Consider the following 20117-nt stretch of genomic DNA (forward strand, 5'->3'; position numbering starts at 1 on the left):
CCGCGTCGTGTCAGCTGAGCTCCTTGCGCATCTGCACCGCCGTCGTCTCGTATCCGAGCGACTCGTACAGCCCTCGCGCCGACGTGTTGAAGCCGAAGACGTTCAGTGCGAGCGCGCGGCCGCCGTGGGAGGCGACGTGCTCCTCCGCCAGCAGCATCGCTGCCCGGCCGAGGCCGCGACCTCGCTCGGCGGCATCGATCTGCACGTCCCACACCCAGAAGACGCCCTCCAGGTCGCTCGGATGGGGCCCGAGCCAGATCGTGCCGACGCGTCGATCCCCGTCGAGGATCACCAGCACATCGTGCCCCGGCGCCGGTACTCCGTCCGGGAAGTACTTCTCGTAGGAGGTGTCGGCGTTGCGGGTCGCTGCCGCTTCGTCGTCACCGGAGCGGATCCGGTCCGTGATGTACTCCGCGCGCTGAACCTCCATCCAGGCGGCGAGATCGGAGGCGGTCAGCGGCGAGAGCGAGACGGTCACCCCTCCACCGTGCCACGTCGACCCGTCGCGAACGGCTCCCTCCGTCCGGTCGAGGCAGCCGTTCGCGACTGATCGATCGAGGGCTACGAGCGGTTCGCGTGCGCCTTCTTGCCGAAGCGCGTCGCGAGGAACAGCACGGTGCCGACGACGGCGTAGGCGAGCGCGCCCAGCCACACCGGCCCGGTCTGCTGGGTCAGCAGGACGATGCTCGCGATGATCGCGAGCACGGGCACCACCCGCGGCACCGAGAAGTGCTCGTGGTCGACCTTGTCCTTCTTCAGCACCAGCACCGAGACGTTCGCCGAGATGAACACGAGCAGGAGCAGCAGCACGGTGGTCTCGGCGAGCGTCCCGACGTCGCCGACCAGGCTCAGCACGGCGGTCGCGACGCCGACGGCGATGATCGACACCCACGGGGTCCCGCGCTTGGGCAGCACGTAGCCGAATGCGCTCGGCAGCAGGCCCGAGGAGGCGAGGCCGAAGCCGACGCGGCTCGCCATCACCATGAAGAGCAGGGCGCCGTTGGCGATGGCGACGAGCGCGATCAGGCCGAACAGCCACTCCGGAACCGCCACGCCGCTCGCCGACACGACATCGAGCAGCGGGCCGGACGACGCCGCGAGCTCGTCGATCGGCAGCACGATCACGGCGCCGAGCGCGATCAGGAGGTAGACCACGGCGGCCGTGAACAGGGCCGCGAACAGCGCGCGCGGGTACACCTTCGACGGGTTGCGCACCTCCTCGGCCATGTTCGCGGCGGCCTCGAAGCCGAGGAACGAGAAGAAGGCGACGATCGAGGCGGCGAACGCGCCCTGCAGCGGCGCTACGTCGGGAGCGAACTCGAAGATGCGCGCGGGGTCGCCGTTGCCGCCGCCGAAGAAGATCGCCGCGCAGACGATGACGATGACGAGCCCGCTGACCTCGATCACGGAGGCGACCAGGTTCGCCGACAGCGACTCCTTCACGCCGCGCAGGTTGATCAGCGTGAGCAGCGCGATGAAGACGATCGCGGTCGGAGCGGGCGGGACGTCGAGGAGCGCGCCGAGGTAGTCGCCGGCGAAGGCGTTGGCGAGCGAGGCCGCCGTGGTGATGCCCGAGGCCATCATCAGGAAGCCGACGAGGAACGACAGGTACGGCTTGCCGAACGCGTGGTCGACGTAGCGGGCCGCGCCTCCCGCGTGCGGGTACTTGGTGATCAGCTCGGCGTAGGTGCCGGCGGTGAGCAGCGCGATCACGAGCGCGATGAGCAGGGGCAGCCAGATGACGCCTCCGACGTCGTTCGCCATCGTGCCGACCAGCGTGTAGATGCCGGCGCCGAGGGTGTCGCCGACGATGAACGCGAAGAGGAGGGGCCCGGTGATGACCTTCTTGAGCGAACCCCCGCCCTTCGAGGGCGCGGCAGCGGCGGCTTTCGTCGTTTCGGTCATCCGGCTACTTCAGCGAGAGCTGAGCCGTGACGCAACCCCGGCAGCGTGATTGCTGCGAGATTTCTCACGCCTGAAACGTGGGACGGGCCGCGTCCCCAGCTCGGGCCGTGCGTCGCGTCGCTCCGGGAGGCTCCGCTCCGCCACGATGGCTGCACGCCCCTCCGAGAGAGCAGGACCATGGACCTCGTCGCCCCGCGCCCAGGGATCGCCCAGCGCCTGTCCGCCCTCCTCCGCGTCCCGACGGTCTCGTCCGAGCTGACGGACGCCGACCAGTTCCTCGCGGCGCTGCGCGAGCTCTACCCGCTCGTCCACGAGCACCTGTCGCTCGAGCGGGTCACCGACCGCGGCCTCCTCTACCGCTGGGCCGGTCGCGACTCCGCCGCCCCGCCGCTGGTGCTGATGGCCCACTTCGACGTCGTCCCGGTCGAGGATCCTGCGGCCTGGACGCATCCGCCGTTCGACGGCGCGATCGTCGACGGCGCGGTGTGGGGGAGGGGTGCGCTCGATGACAAGGGTCCGCTCGTCGTCGTGATCGAGGCCGTCGAGAACCTGCTGGCCGCGGGCGTCGCGCCGGCCCGCGACGTGCTGCTCTCGTTCGGCGGCGACGAGGAGGTGCGCGGAGCCGCGGCGAAGGCGATCTCGGCGACCCTGCACGAGCGCGGCGTCACCCCGTGGCTCGTGATCGACGAGGGCAGCGCGGTCGTCGACGCGCCGCTGCCCGGCGTGGAAGGCCGGGTCGCGATGATCGGGGTCGGTGAGAAGGGCCTGCTCACCCTCCGGCTCACGGTGCGCAGCAGCGGCGGTCACGCCTCCGCCCCGCCGCCGCTGACCGCGGTCGGCCGGCTCGCCAGAGCTGTCGCACGGCTGACGCCCTCGACGTTCCCGCCGCGGGTCCCGGAGGCGCTCGGGCAGGCGTTCCCGCTCCTCGCCGATCGCTCGCCCGGCCGCTTCGGCGCCGTCTACCGCGCGTTCGGGCGGAGTCCGCGCCTGGCCGCCCCCGTGCTCGCGCGCCTCGGCGGCGAGCCGGCCGCCCTCGTGCGCACCACGATCGCCCCGACGATGCTGCGAGCAGGCTCGGCCGACAACGTCCTCGCCGCGGAGGCGACGGCCACTCTCAACCTCCGGCTCGCGCCGGGCGAGACGGTGCAGAGCGCGACCGAGCGGGTCCGCCGGCGCGTCCGCGACCGCGAGGTGAGCGTGGAGGTCGTCGCGGGGGAGGACCCGTCGCCGCAGTCGCCGAGCGACGGCGCGCCGTTCGAGGCGATCCGCGCGGCCCTCGCGGTGTCGCACCCGGGCGCGGCGGTCGTGCCCTACGTGATCATGGCGGCCACCGACTCCCGCCACTTCCACCGGTTCGCCCCCGCCGTCTACCGCTTCGCGCCGCTGCTGATGTCGAAGGAGCAGCGGGCGGGCATCCACGGGGTCGACGAGCGCGTCGACGTCTCGGCGCTCGAGCGCGGCGAGGTCTTCCACCGGGCGCTGCTCACCGGTCTCGGGGCAGCGGCGTGACGCGCGTCCCGGCGCGCACCCTCGCCTCCGTCGTCGGCGTGCTGGTCGTGGTCGAGTTCACCAGCGGTGTGCTGCAGGGCTGGTACACGCCGATGCTCACCGACATCGCCCGGAGTCTCGACATCCGCGACGCCGACGTCAACTGGTTCGAGGGCGCTCAGCTCCTGCTCGCCGCCCTGGTGGTCCCGGCCTTCGCGAAGCTCGGCGACATGCTCGGCCACAAGCGGATGCTGCTGTGGTCGACCGCGCTGACGGCACTCGCCTCCCTCGCCCTGCCGCTCGCGGGCTCGTTCGTCCCCTTCCTCGTCGCGTGGGCCCTGCAGGGCTTCTACGTCGTCTGGCTGCCGCTCCAGATCGCGCTGATCTGGTCGCGATCCCGCGAGCTGCCGCATCGCGCCGCGGTGACCGCCGCGGCCGCGGGGCTGCTGGTCGGGGCCCTCGAGACGGGAGCGATCACCGGTGCCCTGGCGGGCGGCGCGCTGGTCGGAACGCTGCCGCTGCCGGTGGTGCTGGTGATCCCCGCCCTGCTCGTCGTGGTCTGCTTCGTCGTCGTGCTCGTCGGCGTCCGCGAGTCGCCCTCGCCGACGGGCGGGCGCTTCGACAGCGGAGGCCTCGCCCTCGTCTCGTCGGGCCTGATCGGCGCACTCGGCGGGCTCGGCCTCGTGCGCATCCTCGGAGCCGCCAGCCCCGTGCCGTGGCTGCTCCTCGCCGCGGGGATCGCGCTCCTCGCGGTCTTCGCCCGCTGGGAGCTGCGGCACGAGGACCCCCTGATCGACGTGCGGATGTTCCGCTCTCCGGCGCTCGGCCCCGTCTTCCTCAACGCCGGGCTCTTCGGCGTCAGCGTGCTCGGTGCGCAGGCGCCGCTGTCGACGTTCGCGCGCACCGATCCGTCCGTCAACGGCTACGGGCTCGGCACCACCGGATTCACGACCTCGCTCATCATCGGCGTCTACCTGATCGCGATGATCGTCGGCGCCCTGCTGTTCCCGCCGATCGCCCGGGCGGTCACGCCGCGCCGCACCCTCGTCGGAGCCTCGCTGCTGGTCGCCGCAGGGTTCCTGCTGCTGATCCCGCTCAACGGGGCCTATGCGAGCGTGGTCGGCTGCATGGTGGTCGTCGGGCTGGGCTCCGGGGCGCTCGTCGCCGCGCTGCCGGCCGCCGCCGCGTCGGCGGCCCCCGCCTCGCAGACCGGCGTCGCCACGGGCCTGACCAACTCGGTCAAGACGGTCGGCGGAGCGGTCGCCTCCGCCGTCTTCGGGCTCGCCCTGGTGCAGGGCGCGGCGGAGGCGACGGTGAGCCCGTTCGCGGGGTACGTCACCGTGTGGCTGGTCTGCGGCGGGACGGCGGTCGCCGCGGCACTGCTGCTCCTGGTCGTGCCGAAGGACGCGTTCACCGACCGGGCGGCGAGGGACGTCGGGCCGATCCGCTGACCGCCTCCGCACCGCACCGGCCCGCATCCGCGGGGGAGCTCCGGCGGCGCCCCTGTCGCCCGGCCGCTCCGGATAAGCTGGATTGCTTCGTCGTCGAGAGTGGAGCGGTCGCGGAGGAACGATGGGCAAGAAGCGCAATCAGGGACGATCCGGGGGCGGCAAGTCCGGCGGCTCCGGGGGCCAGGGTGGCGGCCGCACGGCCGAGACGGCGCTGATGGCGCGGTTCCGCAGCTGGTACCGCTCGCACCTCGCCGATGTCGGCGCGCTGCACGAGCACCTCGAGGTCGACGAGGCCGTCGAGGTCCTCACCGACCTCTTCGCGATGACGAGGGACCTCCGCCCGCGCGGCTCGTTCGCCCAGCCCGACGCCGAGCTCCTCGAGGCCGTCTTCGACCAGATCGAGGCGGATCTCTCGGGCGAGGAGAGCGCGGCCGATCTCGACGACACCCTCTTCACCGTCGCCGAGGTGGTCGAGCACTTCCTCGACTTCCTCACCGACGAAGACCTCTGGACCGGGACCGACGAGCAGCTCGACGAGTGCCAGGCCGTCCTCGACGAGGTCCTCGACCTCGCCGGATCCTTCGTCGAGGCGGTCCTCGACGACCTGCTCGAGCTCGACGAGGTCCCCGCCGAGCAGATGCTCGCGGCCGTCCGCGCCACCGCTCTCGTGCACGCCGCCGACGTCGTCGTCGAGCACCTCGCCGCGAACGACGACGCGGCGCTCACCGAGCGCGAGGCTCGCGAGATCGTCGCCGAGGCGGGCATCCCCGCGGCCGGTTCGACACCGAGCGACGACGCGGTCCGCATCCCGGTCTCGGCGTGGTGGGACGCGCTGGTCGCCGCCTCCGTGCTCGAGGCAGAGGGGCGCCGTGCGAGCCTCGGCGAGTCGGCCCCGCTCTGGCGCAGCTCCGAGCCTCTCGAGGCGTTCGCCGAGCGGGTCGCCTACGTCGCCCGCTTCCTCGCCCAGTGGGTGCTGAGCGCTCAGGAGTCGCTCGCCGCCTCCGACGCCGAGAACGGAGCGTTCTCGCCCCGCGAGCGCGCCGTCACGACGACCGACGCCGTCCTCGTGCGCATCGCCGTGGCCTGCCAAGCCCAGATCCACCCCGGTCTCGTCGTCGGCGAGCTGGTCGACGAGCTCGCCGCCGACCTCGACGTCGCGCTCGAGGAGTCGCTCGACGAGCGCGAGCGGATGGTCGGCTCGGCCGAGAGGATGCTCGACGACACGGCCGAGCTCGGCCTGCTGCTGCACTCGCCCGAGTTCGGCTACGTGGTCCCCGAGGGCCTCGCGCCCGGCATCGCGGCGGTCGTCCGCGGCAGCATCGTGCTCCTCGGCGAGCACGACGCGACGCGGCTCGAGATCCTCGACGAGGCGACGGAGGACACAGCCTCCGTCTTCACCCTGAAGGTCTCCCTCCTCGGCACGAAGCCCGCCGTCTGGCGCCGCCTCGAGCTGTCGTCGGAGTCGTCGCTGCGCGATCTGCACCTCGCGCTCCAGCTCTCGCTGGGCTGGACCGACGCTCAGCCGCACTTCTTCAGCGTCGGCGTGCCCGACGAGGAGCGCGCTCCGATCGGGTCGCCCGCCGACGCCGAGGAGCTCGGCGCCGACCTCGTCGACGAGTCGCAGGTCGCGCTCGCCGAGGTCCTCGACGCCGAGGGGGACGAGCTGTTCTACGTCTACGACCTCGAGGACGAGTGGCGCCACGTCATCCGCCTCGAGTCGATCACGCCGCTCCGAGCCGCCCTCCCGCGGTGCACCGGTGCCCGCGGAGCCGCCCCGATCGACGCCCCCGGCGGGCCGGCGGCCTGGGCCGACACGGTGCGCGCCGCGACCGACCCCTCCTCGCCCGATCACGCCGAGGCGCTCGAGGCGCTGGGCCTCGCACCCGGAGCGTCGTTCGACCCCTCGGTCGTCGATGTCGACGGGATCAACCGCTCGCTCGGGCTGCTGCGCTCGGGAGTCTGACTCCCGCGCGCCGGTGACTCCTGGCGCCGTCGGTGACTCCGCAGCGGTCAGGGCGTCAGCAGCAGCTTCCCGATGTGGCTCGAGGCCCGCATCCGGTCGTGGGCGCGATCGGCCTCGGCCAGCGGGCGCACCTCGTCGATCACCGGGCGCACCGTGCCGTCGGCGACGAGCGGCCACACCTTCTCGCGGACCTGCGCGATGATCGCCCGCCGCTCCTCCAGGGGACGCGCGCGGAGGGTCGTGGCGTGCACGGAGCCCCGCTTGCGCATCAGCACCCCGAGATCGAGCGAGCCGAGCGCCCCCGACTGGTTGCCGATGAACACGACGCGGCCGCTCAGCGCCAGCGCCTCGACGTCGCGCGCGAGGTAGTCGCCGCCGACCGGGTCGAGGATCACGTCGACGCCGCGCCCGTCGGTCTCCTCCGCGATGCGCGCGACGAAGTCCTCCTCGCGGTAGTCGATCAGGATGTCGGCGCCGAGGGCGCGGCAGGCGTCGAGCTTGCGCGGGCTGCCGGCCGTCACGGCGACGCGGGCGCCGATCGCCAGCGCGATCTGGACGGCGGACGTGCCGATGCCGCTCCCTCCGCCGTGGATCAGCACCGTCTCGCCGGCGCGCAGGCCCGCGACCATCGCCAGGTTCGACCAGACGGTCGCGGTCGCCTCGGGCAGCGCTGCGGCCGAGACGAGTCCGACTCCGGCGGGCACCGGCAGGAGGAGCCCCGCGTCGACGACCGCGTACTCGGCGTAGCCCCCGCCGGGGAGCAGCGCGCAGACCTCGTCGCCCTCGGCGACGCTCGTCACGTCGACGCCCCGCTCGACGACCGAGCCGGACACCTCCATCCCCAGGATCGTCGAGGCGCCGGGCGGAGGCGGGTAGACCCCCGCGCGCTGGGCGAGATCGGCCCGGTTCACTCCGGCGGCCGTGACCCGGATCAGCACTTCGCCCGGTCCGGGAGCGGGTGTCGGCACCTCCTCGAGCACGAGGCGGGAGTCGGGCCCAGGCTGGTCGACGCGGATCGCATGCATGCCGCGATGCTACGCCGCGCGAGTCCGGCAGCGGCCGCCGGTCAGCCCTGCTCCGCGAGGAACCCGAGCACCGCCTCCTTGAACGCCCGGGCCGGGACCGTGCTGGTGTGGTCGCGGCCGGGGACGCTCACGAAGCGCGCGCCCGCCTCGGCGGCCAGCTGTGCGCCTCCGGGGGCGATCGGGTCGGCGTCGCCGGTGACGAGCAGCATCGGCAGGGCCGGGTGCGTTCCGAGCTCCGGATGCGCCCCGCCGCGCACGCCGTCGGCCACCGCGACCAGAGCCTCGAGGTCGTTGCCCTCGACGCCCTCCGCCATGCCGATGAACGCGCGGGTGAAGCGGTCGTCGATCTCGCCTCCGCCGGCCACGCGGGCCCTGGCGGCCTCGGCGTCGAAGTGCCGCAGCGGCTCGCCGACCGTGAGCCCGCCCAGGCTGAGGCTCGCCAGACGCTCCGGGTGCCGAAGCCCCAGCACCCAGCCCATCCGCGCGCCGAGCGAGTAGCCGAGGTAGTGCGGTTCGACCAGGTCGTAGGAGTCGAGCACCCGCACCAGGTCGTCGACCATGGTGTCGACCCCGTAGGCGTCGGCCCGGTGCGGCTTCTCGCTCGCGCCGTGCCCGCGCTGGTCGAGGGCGACGACGCGGTAGCCGGCCCGCACGAGGGTGCGCAGCCAGCCCGCGGTCTCCCAGTTCAGCACCGCGTTCGACGCGAAGCCGTGCACCGCGAGGACAGTGGGCGCGCTCTCGTCCCCGACCGCGTAGGTGGCCAGGCGCACTCCGTCGTCGGCCACGACGAACACGGGGGAGGGGAAGGCGATCGGAGTCACCCGTCCACCCTGCCAGCCCGGGCACCTCCCTCGGGACGAGCCCCCTGCTCAGCGCTGCGGCCGCGAGGAGCGCACGAACGGCACCGCGATCGGCAGGCGCACCGACCGTCCGCGCCCCGAGCGGATGCCCAGCACGACGCAGACCACGAGGTTGAGCACCGACAGGAGGAGGATCGCCGCGATCGTGACGATCGGCCAGTCGAGCTCGAGGGAGTCGCGCACCGAGACCAGCGCGAGGTGCAGTGGCACGAGCATCAGCTGCAGGGCGAGGTAGGTGAGCTGCCAGTTCACCGCGACGACTCCGTTCAGGTCGCTCAGCGGCCCGGTGCGGCGCCGCGCTCCCCAGGTCATCACGGTGGCGATCAGCGAGAGCAGCGGGGACAGCACGACGAAGCCCGCCAGCGCCGAGAGGCCCGAGAACCACACGGCGCGGGCCCCCTTGGCGTCGCGGATCCGGAACCGGGTCTCGTCGTCGTGCATCCTCCGCCGCCTCCTCGCGCCCGCCGACGACCGCCGGCCGCTCCAGTCTCGCACCCGCCCCCGGAGCGACGCGGGGGACAGCCCCACCGGGTCGGGGGTTCACCGGATGGGGCCGGCCGCCGGCCGTCTCTAGCGTGGAGTCATCGCCGGAACGACCCTCGCCTCCGGCCCGCTGAGAAGGAGCACCCCATGACCACCGACACCGCGCCGAAGCCCGCCGACGAGCAGCCGACCGAGAACCTCGGCTCCGGCGGCACCGCCGTTCTCACGGAGGCGGCACCGCGGGAGGTCGAGTCCCGACCGACCGAGGCCCCCCGCGCCGAGGCCCCCTACGGCACGCCGACGCCTCCCGCCGTCGCGACCCCCGCCCCGTCGACCCCGTTCTCGCTGACGAGCCTCATCCTCGGTGTGACGTCGGTCTTCTTCGGGCTCACCGTCATCGCCCCGGTCGCCGGCCTCGTGTTCGGCATCCTCGGCCTCCGTCGCGAGCCCGCCGGGCGCACGCTCGCCATCTGGGGCATCGTCCTGAACGCCGTCATGCTCGGCTTCGTCGCGCTGATGATCGTCGGACTGCTGTTCCTCGGCCTGCTCGTGCCGTTCGTCGCCCTCGCGACCGGCAGCGATCTGAGCTGACCGGGACGCCCCTCACGACAGGAACGCGCGCAGCAGGGCCGCCGACGCCTGGACGTGCTCCGACATCAGCCGCGCCGCCTCGTCCGCCCGCCCCGTGAGGATCGCGGTCACGAGCGCCCGGTGCTGCTCGTCGGCGTGCTCGATGTTCCGCGGCAGCAGCGGGATGTCGTCGAGCAGCGCGTTCACCCGCATCCGGCTCTCGGCCACGAGCGGCAGGAGCGACGGGACGCCGGCCAGCTCGGCGATGCTCAGGTGCAGCCGGGAGTCGAGGCGGCGGTAGTCGTCCGGGCTCGCGCTCTCGAGCTCGGCCAGTGCCTCGAAGAGCTGCTCGCGGTCGGCGGCGCTGAGATCGGATCCTGCGGCCAGGCGGGCGGCTCCGACCTCGAGGATCTCGCGCAGCCCCACCACGTCGTCGATCTCGGCGCGGTCGAAGCCCCGCCGCCCGGGCGCCGGAGTCGGCGGCAGCTCGTCGGCGACGAAGGTCCCTCCGTAGCGGCCCCGCCGCACGAGCAGGTAGCCGGCGTCGGCGAGCGAGGCGATGGCGTCGCGCAGCGTGTCGCGGCCGACGCCCAGGCGCGCCGACAGCTCCCGCTCGGGAGGCAGGCGCTCGCCCGGCCCCACCAGCCCGAGCTTGACCATCTGCATCAGCCGCTGGACCGTCTCCTCGAAGGCGTTCCCGGTGCGCACCGGCCGCAGCACCGCCTCCTCGGCGCTCGCCGCGGGCCCGGTCGGCCACGGGCCGTCCCCGGTCTCGGAGTCGAGCCCCACGCCGATCACTCCGGCGTCACGTAGGCCGAGGAGATGCCGCCGTCGACGAGGAAGGTCGAGCCGGTGATGAAGGAGGCGTCGTCGCTCGCGAGGAACGCGACGGCCGCCGCGAGCTCCTCCGGCTCGGCGAAGCGCCCGATCGGGACGTGCACCAGGCGGCGCTGGGCGCGCACGGGATCGGCGGCGAACAGCTCCTGCAGCAGGGGCGTGTTGACCGGCCCCGGGCAGAGCGCGTTGACGCGGATGCCCTGGCGGGCGAACTGCACGCCGAGCTCGCGGCTCATCGCGAGCACGCCGCCCTTCGAGGCGGTGTAGCTGATCTGCGAGGTGGCCGAGCCGAGGACGGCCACGAAGGAGGCGGTGTTGATGATCGATCCGCTGCCCTGCCGCGTCATGTGGCGCAGCGCCGCGCGGCAGCACAGGTACACCGACTTGAGGTTGACGTCCTGCACCCGCTCCCAGGCCGGCAGCTCGGTGGTCTCGATCGAGTCGTCGTCGGGGGGCGAGATCCCCGCGTTGTTGAAGGCGATGTCGAGGGAGCCGTAGGTGTCGACGGCGGTCTGGAAGAGGGCGTCCACCTCCTCCTCGCTCGTCACGTCCACCTTCACGAACAGGCCGCCCAGCGCCTCGGCGACCTCGGTGCCGCGCGCCCGGTCGACGTCGGCGATGACCACCCGCGCGCCCTCGCGGACGAAGCGCGTCGCCGTGGCCAGGCCGATCCCGCTCGCGCCGCCCGTGACGACCGCGACCTTGCCGGCGAGACGGCGCCCGAGGTCGATCGGGGTGGTGTCGAGGGGAGGGATCGCCATGGGACGGCCTTTCTGAGGAGCGGGAGCAGGAGCGGGAGCGGAGCGGGAGGAGGTCAGTCGGCCGCGAAGAAGACGTTCTTCGTCTCGGTGAAGCCGAGCGCGGCGTCCGGTCCGAGCTCGCGGCCGAGCCCCGACTGCTTGAAGCCGCCGAAGGGGGTCGAGTACCGGACAGAGGAGTGCGAGTTGACCGAGAGGTTGCCGCTCTCGACCGCGCGCGACATCCGCAGGGCCCGGCCGAGGTCCCGGGTCCAGATCGAGCCCGAGAGCCCGTAGTCGGTGTCGTTGGCGAGCCGGATCGCGTCGGCCTCGTCGTCGAACGGCAGCACCGAGACGACGGGCCCGAAGACCTCCTCGCGCCACACGGCGTCGCTCGTCGAGGGCAGGAGCACGGTCGGCGGGAACCAGAAGCCGGGGCCGTCGGGAGCCGCGCCGCGGAAGGCGACGGGCGCCCCCTCCGGCACGAACGACGCCACCCGGTCGCGGTGGGTGGACGAGACGAGCGGACCCATCTCGGTCGACTCCTCGGTCGGGTCGCCGACGACCACGCCCTGCACCGCCGGCTCCAGCAGCTCGAGGAAGCGGTCGAGGACGCTCCTCTCGACGAGGATCCTGCTGCGGGCGCAGCAGTCCTGACCGGCGTTCTCGAAGACGCCGTACGGCGCGGTGGCCGCGGCGCGCTCGAGGTCGGAGTCGGCGAAGACGATGTTCGCGCTCTTGCCGCCGAGCTCGAGGGTCACCCGCTTCACCTGCTCGGCGCAGCCGGCCATCACCTGCTTGCCGACCCGCGTGGATCCGGTGAAGACCACCTTGCGGACGAGCGGATGGGTGACGAAGCGCGTGCCGACCACGTCGCCGCGGCCGGGGAGGACCTGGAAGAGCCCCTCGGGGAGTCCGGACTCGAGGGCCAGCTCGGCGAGGCGGAGGCTGGTGAGCGGGGTCCACTCCGCGGGCTTGAGCACCACGGCGTTGCCCGCGGCGAGAGCCGGAGCGAAGCCCCACGACGCGATCGTCATCGGGAAGTTCCACGGCGTGATGATCCCGACGACGCCCAGGGGCTCGTGCACCGTGACGTCGAGTCCTCCGGCGACCGGGATCTGCGCGCCGAGGAGGCGCTCGGGCGCCGCCGAGGCGTACTCGAGCACGTCGCGGACGTGGCCCGCCTCCCACCGGGACTGCGTGATCGGGTGCCCGGAGTTGCGGGTCTCGAGGGCGGCGAGCTCCTCGATCGCGCCGTCGACCGCCGAGGCGAATCGCCGCAGCGCCCGGGCGCGGTCGACCGGAGCGAGGGCGGCCCAGGCGCGCTGGGCTCGGGAGGCGCGCTCGATCGCGGCGTCGACGGTCGCGAGGTCGGCGAGGGCGACCTCCTCGAACGCGGCCCCGGTAGAGGGGTCGACGAGGCTCTGGGTGCTCATGACGCCACTCCCGCGCTCATGCTCTCGCGGCGGGCGAGTGCCGCCGCGACGAGACCGGTGAACAGGCGGGCGTCCGAGGCGTCCTCCTCCGGATGCCACTGCACCCCGAGGGCGAAGCGGCGCCCCGGCACCTCGAGCGCCTCGATGGTGCCGTCGGCCGTGCGCGCGGCGACCTCGAGGCCGTCCGCCACGCGGTCGACCGCCTGGTGGTGGTAGACCTGCCCGACCACGGCGTCCTGCCCGAGGAGCCCGCGCAGGCGCGACTCCGGTGCGACGGCGACCTCGACGTGCGAGAAGACGCCGCCGCCCGCCTGGTAGCGCCGGTCGCCCACCAGGTCGGGCAGGTGCTGGTGCAGGGTGCCGCCGAGGCTGACGTTGAGCAGTTGGGCGCCGCGGCAGATGCCGAGGAACGGCACGTCGCTCTCGAGCGCTGCGGTGAGCAGCAGGTCCTCCCACGCGTCGCGCTCGGGGCGGGGCGCGTCGGTCTCAGGATGCGGCTCCTGCCCGTAGCGCGCCGGATCGATGTCCTTGCCGCCGCAGACGATCAGCCCGTCGAGCCGGTCGACGACGGCGCGCGCCACCTCGGCCGAGGCGGGCTGGGGAGGCAGCAGCAGCGCCACGCCTCCCGCGCGGGTCACCGAGTCGATGTAGTTCGCCGGGAGGAAGGACGCCTCGACGTCCCACACGCCCGAGACAGCGCGCTCGCGGTAGGTGGTCAGTCCGATGATCGGCCGCGGGGCGACCGGCTGGTCAGAGGCGCTCAAATCCGCGCACCCTCTCCCAGTCGGTGACCGCCGCGTCGTAGGCCGCGAGTTCGACCCGCGCGTTGTTGACGTAGTGGTCGACGACCTCGTCGCCGAAGGCCGCGCGGGCGAGCGCGGAGTTCTCGAACAGGTCGGCCGCCTCGCGGAGCGTCGTCGGGACCCGCGGCGCGCCGGAGCCGTAGGCGTTGCCGGTCTGCAGGTCCTCGAGCTCGAGCTCGTTCTCGATCCCGTGCAGGCCGGCGGCGATGAGGGCCGCGACGGCCAGGTACTGGTTGACGTCGCCTCCCGGCACGCGGTTCTCGACGCGCATCCCGGGCCCGTGGCCGACCACGCGGAGGGCGCAGGTGCGGTTGTCGAGCCCCCAGGCGACGGCGGTGGGCGCGAAGGAGCCGTCGACGTAGCGCTTGTAGGAGTTGATGTTCGGCGCGAAGAACAGGGTGAACTCGCGCATCGCGGCCAGCTGCCCGGCGAGGTAGTGCCGGAACATCGCCGACATCCCGTGCTCGCCCTCGGGATCGGCGAAGACCGGCGTCCCGTCGGTGCCGCGCAGCGAGAGGTGGATGTGGCAGGAGTTGCCCTCCCGCTCGTTGAACTTCGCCATGAAGGTCAGGCTCTTGCCGTGCTTGTCGGCGATCTCCTTCGCCCCCGACTTGTAGATCGAGTGGTTGTCGCAGGTCACGAGCGCGGTGTCGTACTTGAAGCCGATCTCCTGCTGGCCGAAGTTGCACTCGCCCTTGATGCCCTCGCAGTAGAGCCCCGCACCCTCCATCGAGACGCGGATGTCGCGCATCAGCGGCTCCATCCGGGTGGAGGCGAGCAGCGCGTAGTCGATGTTGTAGTCGCTCGCGGGGGTCAGCTCGCGGTAGCCCTTCTTGAAGGCGTCGCGGTAGGAGTCGTCGAAGACGATGAACTCCAGCTCGGTCGCCACGAGCGCCTCGAGCCCGCGCTCGGCGAGGCGGTCGAGCTGCGCGCGGAGGATCTGCCGGGGCGCCTCGCCGACCGGCGCGTCGTCGAGCCAGGTCAGGTCGGCGGTCACCATCGCCGTCCCCGGCAGCCACGGCGCGAGGCGGAGGGTCGAGAGGTCGGGGACCATCGCCATGTCGCCGTAGCCGCGCTCCCAGCTCGAGATCGCGTAGCCCGCGACGGTGTTCATCTCGACGTCGACGGCGAGCAGGTAGTTGCAGCACTCCGCTCCGTGCTCGGCGACGTCGTCCTGGAAGAGCCGCGCCGAGATGCGCTTGCCGACCAGCCGCCCCTGCATGTCGGTGAAGGCGACGATGACGGTGTCGATCTCGCCCGCGGCGATGAGCTCGTCGAGGCGCTCGAGCGTGAGCATGCCCCGCCGGGTCACCGTGCCGTTCGACGACGTGTCCGTGCCCGCTGTGCTCATCGTGTGCCTCCGGGTGCTGGCTCCGCCGGTCGGCCGAGAGGAGGCGCAAGGTCGGATCGGGGACCATTAGACCACAGGGTCGGCCGGTGAATGGGCGCGAGGGGGCCGACTCTTTTACCTCCCCGAAACGCCATTGGCCTTCACAGCGTCCATTGAGGTCCCTATGCTCGGTCGCGACGACCCGAGGAGACCCGATGACCCAGCAGTCCGACGCCCCGCAGTCCCCACCGAAGGCCCGCGCGAAGGGTCCCGACTCCGCCAACGTGACGAGCACCGCGGGCGTGAGCTACCGCAAGGCCGAGGAGGGCTACTTCGAGAAGCGCACCCTCCGGCGCTCGGCGGGCGTGTGGGGGCTCTGGGGCCTCGCCGTCGCCGCCGTCATCTCGGGGGACTTCTCGGGCTGGAACTTCGGCATCGACTTCGCGGGCTTCGGCGGGATGCTGATCGCCTTCGCGATCCTCGTGGTCATGTACTACGGCCTGATCTTCTCGATCGGCGAGATGTCGGCCGCGATGCCGCACACCGGAGGCGCCTACTCCTTCGCCCGCTCGGCGATGGGCCCCTGGGGCGGCCTGGTCACCGGGCTCGCCGAGACCATCGAGTACGTCGCCACCACTGCGGTCGTCGTCTTCTTCTCGGCCCAGTACGCGAACGGCGTGACGAGCGAGCTGCTCGGCTTCGACCTCTCGGGTGCGATGTGGATCTGGTGGCTCGTCCTCTACATCGTCTTCGTCGCGCTCAATTCGGCCGGAGCCGCGATCTCGTTCCGCTTCGCCATCGTCGTGTCGATCGTCTCGATCGCGATCCTCCTGGCCTTCTCGGTGATGGCGCTGTTCTCGCCGGCGCTCGACTGGTCGAGCCTCTGGAACATCGCGCCCGACGAGGGTCAGACCGAGTTCCTGCCGCACGGCGTGGTCCCGATCCTGTTCGCGCTGCCCTTCGCGATGTGGTTCTTCCTCGGCATCGAGGAGCTGCCGCTGGCCGCCGAGGAGGCGCACGACCCGGTCCGCGACATCCCGCGCGCCGGATTCTGGGCCCGCGGCACCCTGATCGTCACCGGCCTGCTCGTGCTGTTCCTCAACACCGCCCTGATCGGCTCCGAGGACATGGGGGTCTCGGCCGAGCCGCTGCTCGACGGCTTCCGCGCCATGGTCGGCGACGGAGCGGCGGCCGTGCTGGCGCTCTTCGCCCTGGTGGGTCTGCTCGCCTCGCTGCAGGGCATCATGTTCGCCTACGGACGCAACATGTACTCGCTGTCGAGGGCCGGCTACTACCCGCGGGTCTTCTCGCTGACGGGCAAGCGCCAGACCCCGTGGATCGCGCTGACGGTCGGCGCCATGATCGGGTTCGTCGCCCTGGTGGTCGTCGACCTGCTCGGGCGGGTGTCCCCCGACGGGGCGGGAGCCGTGGCCGGCGCGATCGTCCTGAACATCGCGGTCTGGGGAGCGGTCGTGGCGTACTTCCTGCAGATGGTCTCGTTCGTGCTCCTGCGTCGGCGCTTCCCGAACGCGGTGCGCCCGTACAAGAGCCCGTGGGGGCTGCCCGGAGCGATCATCGCCGCGCTCATCAACGTGCTGATCTTCTTCGGCTTCCTGCTCAACGAGGTGTTCCAGCCGGCGATCGTCGCCATCGTCATCGTCTACGTCGTGATCCTGATCGGCTTCGCCGTCTGGGGCCGCAAGCGCCTCGTGCTCTCGCCCGAGGAGGAGTACGCGCTGAGCGGCGGCCTGCACGCCGCCCCGTCGATCCCGGAGCCGGACCGCGTCGAGTAGCGCCGGGTCCGCACTCTCGGGAGTCGCCTCCGCGGCTGTCGTCCTGCGGGTCGAACGCGGCGGGCCGGTACCCGTCGCGTTCGACCGCGCGCACCAGGAGGAGGAGCGCACTCCCCGCCGCCGGAGGTGGCCCGCTCGAGTGGGATCTGCAGGCGACGGTGCGATTCGCAGGTGTCCGCGCGATCAGCAGGTGCCGGTGCGGTCTGCAGGAGGCCCCTGTGCGATCTGCAGGAGATCGCAGGGGGAACGCGCTCTCCTCCGCACGGCCGGCGCCACGAGGGCCCGATCGGCTGCAGATCGCACGACCACCTCCTGCAGATCGCACGACCGCCTCCTGCAGATCGCACGGCCCGAGCCCCTCGTGACCCGCGGCGTAGGCTGGCACGAGCAGTTCGCGGACCCCCTGCACTCCCGGGGCCGCACGACGACAGCAACGGAGCTGACGTGACCCTCGCGACGAGCACCCTCCCCGACGACGAGCCGGAAGGACGCGACCTGACCACCACAGCACCGGGCACCGCGGCCGAGCCGCCCGCCGCCGTCCGCACCGAGACCGACTCGCTCGGCTCGCTCGAGATCCCGGCCGACGCCTACTGGGGGATCCACACCGCCCGGGCGCTCGACAACTTCCCGATCTCGAAGCGGCCGATCTCGATCTACCCCGACCTGGTCAAGGCTCTCGTCACCGTCAAGCTCGCCGCGGCGCGGGCCAACACCGAGATCGGCAGTCTCGCGCCCGAGAAGGCCGGGCTCATCGAGGCCGCCTGCCGGCGCATCCTCGACGGCGAGTTCCACGACCAGTTCGTGGTCGGCGTGATCCAGGGCGGAGCCGGCACCTCGACCAACATGAACGCCAACGAGGTCGTCGCGAACGTCGCCCTCGAGATAGCGGGTCGCGCCAAGGGCGACTACGCCTTCCTCCACCCGCTCGACGACGTCAACCGCAGTCAGTCGACCAACGACGTCTACCCGACCGCCATCAAGATCGCGATGACCTGGTCGCTGCGGCGCCTGCTCGACGAGCTGGCCCTGCTCCGCGGGTCGTTCTCGCACAAGGCGGTCGAGTTCGGCCAGGTGCTCAAGGTCGGCCGCACCCAGCTGCAGGACGCGGTCCCGATGACCCTCGGGCAGGAGTTCCACGGTTTCGCGACCACGCTCGGCGAGGATCATGCGCGCCTCTCCGAGACCATCTGGCTGCTCGCCGAGGTCAACATCGGAGCGACCGCCATCGGCACCGGGATCACCGCCGACCCGCGCTACGGGGCCGCCGCCGTGCGGCACCTCAACGAGATCACCGACCTCGACCTCGAGATGGCGCAGGACCTCGTCGAGGCCACCAGCGACACCGGCGTCTTCATGTCGTTCTCGAGCGCGCTGAAGCGCTCCGCGATCAAGCTGTCGAAGATCTGCAACGACCTGCGGCTGCTCTCCTCCGGCCCGCAGGCCGGCTTCGGTGAGATCAACCTGCCCCCGCGCCAGGCCGGGTCGAGCATCATGCCGGGCAAGGTGAACCCGGTGATCCCGGAGGTGGTGAACCAGGTCGCCTACTCGGTCGCCGGCGCCGACGTGACGGTCACCATGGCCGCCGAGGCCGGGCAGCTGCAGCTGAACGCCTTCGAGCCGGTCATCGCGCACTCGCTCCTGCAGAGCATCACCTGGATGACCCAGGCCTGTCTCACCCTCCGCGTGAACTGCATCGACGGCATCACGGCCAACGAGGACCGCCTCGAGGCGATGGTCGCCTCCTCGGTGGGAGTCGTCACCGCGCTGACCCCGAGCATCGGCTACACCGCGTCGGCCGCGATCGCGAAGGCGGCGCTCTCGACCGGGCGGAACGTCGCCGATCTCGTGGTCGAGGCGGGCCTGATGTCGCGGGAGGAGGTGCTGCGGCTGATCTCGCCCGCGCGCCTGTCCGGCATCGAGGCGATGACCGCCGCGATCCCGGTCATCCCGCCCGGGAGCTGACGACCCGCCAGAGGTGCATCCCGGCGTAGCTGCGCCACGGAGCCCAGCGGCGACCGCGCTCGGCCAGCGCCCGCGCCCCGGCCGGCAGCCCGATCGCGGCGGCTCCGCTCCGCAGGGCGAGGTCGCCGGTCAGCAGCACGTCGGGGTCCCCGGTGACGCGCATCGCGACGTACCCGGCGGTCCACGGACCGATCCCCGGCACGGCGAGCAGGCTTTCGGCGATCTCGTCCCTGCTCGCCCCCGCGTCCAGGCGCAGCCCGTCGTCGGCGAGCAGACCGCAGACGCGGCGGACCGTGTCGATCCGGCGCGCAGGTCCCCGCAGCACCTCCGCCCCGCGCTCGGCGATGGTCGCGGGGGAGGGGAAGGCGCGCGCGATCGTCCCGCTCGCGATCTCGGCGGGCAGTTCGTCGCCGAGCGCCGAGACGAGGCGGCCCAGTGCGGTGCGGGCCGCGGCGACCGACACCTGCTGGCCGAGCAGCGTCCGCACGAGGGTCTCTGCGGGGTCGACCGAGCCCGGGAGGCGTATGCCGGGAGTCGCCGCGACCAGGGGCGCGAGCGCCGGATCGCCGGAGAGCGCCTCGTCGATGGCCCGGGAGTCGGCGTCGAGGTCGAGCAGTCGGCGCACCCGGGCGACGAGCGGCCCGGCGTCGGCGACCGAGGCGAGGGTCGCCGTGCAGCGCACCGCATCGCCGTCTCGTTCGAGCCGCGCGATCGCGGGGCCGCCCGGCAGGCGGAGCGAGCGCGAGTAGTGGCCCGGTCCCGCCTCCTCGAGTCCGGCGACGGCGCGAGTGCCGAGGAAGCCGAGCACGCCGTCGTCGAAGGGCGCCCGGACCGGGAGCCGCAGCCGCAGGACCGTCGCACCGGGCTGCGCCTGCGTTCCCGAGCGCTCGCCGCGGGCCGAGGCGCGCAGGGCGCTCGGGCTCCGCTCGTACACCTCGGCGATGGTCGCGTTGAACTGCCGGATGCTCGTGAAGCCGGCGGCGAACGCGACGTCCGACACCGGCAGCTCGGTGCCCGTCAGCAGCAGCCGCGCGGTCTGCGCCCGCTGCGCGCGGGCGAGGGCGAGCGGAGGCGCACCGAGCTCCTCGCGCAGGATGCGGCCCAGGTGGCGGGCACCGTAGCCGAGCCTCGCGGCGAGCCCCTCGACTCCCTCGCGGTCGACGACCCCGTCGCCGATCAGGCGCATCGCCCGCGCCGCGGTGTCGTCGCGGAGGTTCCACTCGGGGGAGCCGGGGACCGCGTCGGGCAGGCAGCGCTTGCACGCCCGGAGCCCGGCCTCGTGCGCGGCCGCAGCCGTCGGGTAGAAGCGCACGTTGGTGCGCCGCGGAGTCGTCGCGGGACAGCTCGGGCGGCAGTAGATGCCGGTGGAGTGCACTCCGGTGATGAAGCGGCCGTCGAAGCGCGAGTCGCGGGAGGCGACAGCGCGGTAGCGCTCCTCGAAGAGCGGATCCTGGTCGGCGGGCACGGGTCG

17 protein-coding genes are annotated in these 20117 nt (G+C 72.8%); 6 read left to right on the forward strand and 11 right to left on the reverse strand.

All coding sequences use genetic code 11. The annotated features are described in order from the left end of the window. Window positions 1–10: 10 nt before the first annotated feature. Both B9Y99_RS14540 and B9Y99_RS14545 read right to left on the reverse strand, forming a co-directional pair. Complete coding sequence (locus tag B9Y99_RS14540; protein ID WP_085477245.1) at window positions 11–478, reverse strand: GNAT family N-acetyltransferase; 468 nt, start codon at window positions 476–478, stop codon at window positions 11–13. An 83-nt stretch (window positions 479–561) separates the two neighbouring features. Continuing rightward, window positions 562–1905: an APC family permease gene (locus B9Y99_RS14545; protein ID WP_085477246.1), complete on the reverse strand. Its 1344-nt coding sequence runs from the start codon at window positions 1903–1905 to the stop codon at window positions 562–564. A 177-nt stretch (window positions 1906–2082) separates the two neighbouring features. Between B9Y99_RS14545 and B9Y99_RS14550 the strand changes: the two genes are divergently transcribed. The 3 genes from B9Y99_RS14550 to B9Y99_RS14560 all read left to right on the forward strand — a co-directional run bounded on the left by B9Y99_RS14550 (window position 2083) and on the right by B9Y99_RS14560 (window position 6807). After that, entirely contained in the window at window positions 2083–3414 is a 1332-nt protein-coding gene (locus B9Y99_RS14550; protein WP_085477247.1) for a M20/M25/M40 family metallo-hydrolase, read from the forward strand. Then, entirely contained in the window at window positions 3411–4844 is a 1434-nt protein-coding gene (locus B9Y99_RS14555; RefSeq protein WP_085477248.1) for an MFS transporter, read from the forward strand. The genes B9Y99_RS14550 and B9Y99_RS14555 overlap by 4 nt, the downstream gene beginning before the upstream one ends. Window positions 4845–4965: 121 nt before the next feature. Further along, complete coding sequence (locus tag B9Y99_RS14560) at window positions 4966–6807, forward strand: IS1096 element passenger TnpR family protein (protein ID WP_085477249.1); 1842 nt, start codon at window positions 4966–4968, stop codon at window positions 6805–6807. 47 nt (window positions 6808–6854) lie between these two features. Here the strand turns inward: B9Y99_RS14560 and B9Y99_RS14565 are convergent, their stop codons facing one another. The 3 genes from B9Y99_RS14565 to B9Y99_RS14575 are packed head-to-tail and all read right to left on the reverse strand — an operon-like array spanning window position 6855 to window position 9133. Next, entirely contained in the window at window positions 6855–7832 is a 978-nt protein-coding gene (locus B9Y99_RS14565; RefSeq protein ID WP_085477250.1) for an NAD(P)H-quinone oxidoreductase, read from the reverse strand. 41 nt (window positions 7833–7873) lie between these two features. Continuing rightward, window positions 7874–8653, reverse strand: a complete 780-nt coding sequence (locus tag B9Y99_RS14570; protein ID WP_085477251.1) for an alpha/beta fold hydrolase — start codon at window positions 8651–8653, stop codon at window positions 7874–7876. 48 nt (window positions 8654–8701) lie between these two features. Next, the gene (locus tag B9Y99_RS14575; RefSeq protein WP_085477252.1) at window positions 8702–9133 is read right to left on the reverse strand and encodes a magnetosome magnetite crystal formation protein family; all 432 of its coding nucleotides are present in this window, start codon (window positions 9131–9133) and stop codon (window positions 8702–8704) included. A gap of 189 nt (window positions 9134–9322) precedes the next feature. Here B9Y99_RS14575 and B9Y99_RS19280 point away from each other — a divergent pair, with 189 nt between their 5' ends. Then, window positions 9323–9766: a DUF4190 domain-containing protein gene (locus B9Y99_RS19280; RefSeq protein WP_244274933.1), complete on the forward strand. Its 444-nt coding sequence runs from the start codon at window positions 9323–9325 to the stop codon at window positions 9764–9766. Window positions 9767–9778: 12 nt separating this feature from the next. Here the strand turns inward: B9Y99_RS19280 and B9Y99_RS14585 are convergent, their stop codons facing one another. From B9Y99_RS14585 to B9Y99_RS18570, 5 genes are read right to left on the reverse strand one after another with little or no spacing between them, the layout of a single operon-like run. Beyond that, window positions 9779–10534, reverse strand: a complete 756-nt coding sequence (locus tag B9Y99_RS14585) for a FadR/GntR family transcriptional regulator (protein WP_085477443.1) — start codon at window positions 10532–10534, stop codon at window positions 9779–9781. A 5-nt stretch (window positions 10535–10539) separates the two neighbouring features. Next, the gene (locus B9Y99_RS14590; protein ID WP_085477253.1) at window positions 10540–11343 is read right to left on the reverse strand and encodes a 3-oxoacyl-ACP reductase; all 804 of its coding nucleotides are present in this window, start codon (window positions 11341–11343) and stop codon (window positions 10540–10542) included. 53 nt (window positions 11344–11396) lie between these two features. Then, complete coding sequence (locus B9Y99_RS14595) at window positions 11397–12755, reverse strand: aldehyde dehydrogenase family protein (protein ID WP_085477254.1); 1359 nt, start codon at window positions 12753–12755, stop codon at window positions 11397–11399. Next, on the reverse strand, window positions 12752–13519 hold the full coding sequence (locus tag B9Y99_RS18565; protein WP_129588040.1) for a gamma-glutamyl-gamma-aminobutyrate hydrolase family protein: 768 nt from the start codon (window positions 13517–13519) through the stop codon (window positions 12752–12754). Before B9Y99_RS18565 ends, B9Y99_RS14595 begins: the two co-directional genes overlap by 4 nt. Then, window positions 13506–14909, reverse strand: a complete 1404-nt coding sequence (locus B9Y99_RS18570) for a glutamine synthetase family protein (RefSeq protein ID WP_280158543.1) — start codon at window positions 14907–14909, stop codon at window positions 13506–13508. The genes B9Y99_RS18565 and B9Y99_RS18570 overlap by 14 nt, the downstream gene beginning before the upstream one ends. A 194-nt stretch (window positions 14910–15103) precedes the next feature. Between B9Y99_RS18570 and B9Y99_RS14605 the strand changes: the two genes are divergently transcribed. Together B9Y99_RS14605 and B9Y99_RS14610 are read left to right on the forward strand one after the other, a co-directional pair. Continuing rightward, on the forward strand, window positions 15104–16681 hold the full coding sequence (locus B9Y99_RS14605) for an amino acid permease (protein ID WP_085477256.1): 1578 nt from the start codon (window positions 15104–15106) through the stop codon (window positions 16679–16681). 495 nt (window positions 16682–17176) lie between these two features. Continuing rightward, window positions 17177–18646 (forward strand): aspartate ammonia-lyase, encoded by a 1470-nt coding sequence (locus B9Y99_RS14610; RefSeq protein WP_085477444.1) that lies wholly within the window; start codon window positions 17177–17179, stop codon window positions 18644–18646. On the opposite strand, the gene B9Y99_RS14615 is transcribed toward B9Y99_RS14610, so the two are convergent. Then, window positions 18627–20111, reverse strand: a complete 1485-nt coding sequence (locus B9Y99_RS14615; protein ID WP_085477257.1) for an AlkA N-terminal domain-containing protein — start codon at window positions 20109–20111, stop codon at window positions 18627–18629. The genes B9Y99_RS14610 and B9Y99_RS14615 overlap by 20 nt on opposite strands. Window positions 20112–20117 lie beyond the last annotated feature (6 nt).

It is taken from the genome of Rathayibacter oskolensis (genome assembly GCF_900177245.1).
In the GTDB taxonomy this organism is placed as follows: Bacteria; Actinomycetota; Actinomycetes; order Actinomycetales; family Microbacteriaceae; genus Rathayibacter; species Rathayibacter oskolensis.

Bases quoted from the DNA above. Each gene is read 5' to 3' on its own strand.
- B9Y99_RS14575 (WP_085477252.1), bottom strand. From the start codon at position 9,133: ATGCACGACGACGAGACCCGGTTCCGGATCCGCGACGCCAAGGGGGCC.
- B9Y99_RS14550 (WP_085477247.1), top strand. From the start codon at position 2,083: ATGGACCTCGTCGCCCCGCGCCCAGGGATCGCCCAGCGCCTGTCCGCC.
- B9Y99_RS14590 (WP_085477253.1), bottom strand. From the start codon at position 11,343: ATGGCGATCCCTCCCCTCGACACCACCCCGATCGACCTCGGGCGCCGT.
- B9Y99_RS14560 (WP_085477249.1), top strand. From the start codon at position 4,966: ATGGGCAAGAAGCGCAATCAGGGACGATCCGGGGGCGGCAAGTCCGGC.
- B9Y99_RS14545 (WP_085477246.1), bottom strand. From the start codon at position 1,905: ATGACCGAAACGACGAAAGCCGCCGCTGCCGCGCCCTCGAAGGGCGGG.
- B9Y99_RS14565 (WP_085477250.1), bottom strand. From the start codon at position 7,832: ATGCATGCGATCCGCGTCGACCAGCCTGGGCCCGACTCCCGCCTCGTG.
- B9Y99_RS14605 (WP_085477256.1), top strand. From the start codon at position 15,104: ATGACCCAGCAGTCCGACGCCCCGCAGTCCCCACCGAAGGCCCGCGCG.
- B9Y99_RS14595 (WP_085477254.1), bottom strand. From the start codon at position 12,755: ATGAGCACCCAGAGCCTCGTCGACCCCTCTACCGGGGCCGCGTTCGAG.
- B9Y99_RS19280 (WP_244274933.1), top strand. From the start codon at position 9,323: ATGACCACCGACACCGCGCCGAAGCCCGCCGACGAGCAGCCGACCGAG.
- B9Y99_RS18570 (WP_280158543.1), bottom strand. From the start codon at position 14,909: ATGAGCACAGCGGGCACGGACACGTCGTCGAACGGCACGGTGACCCGG.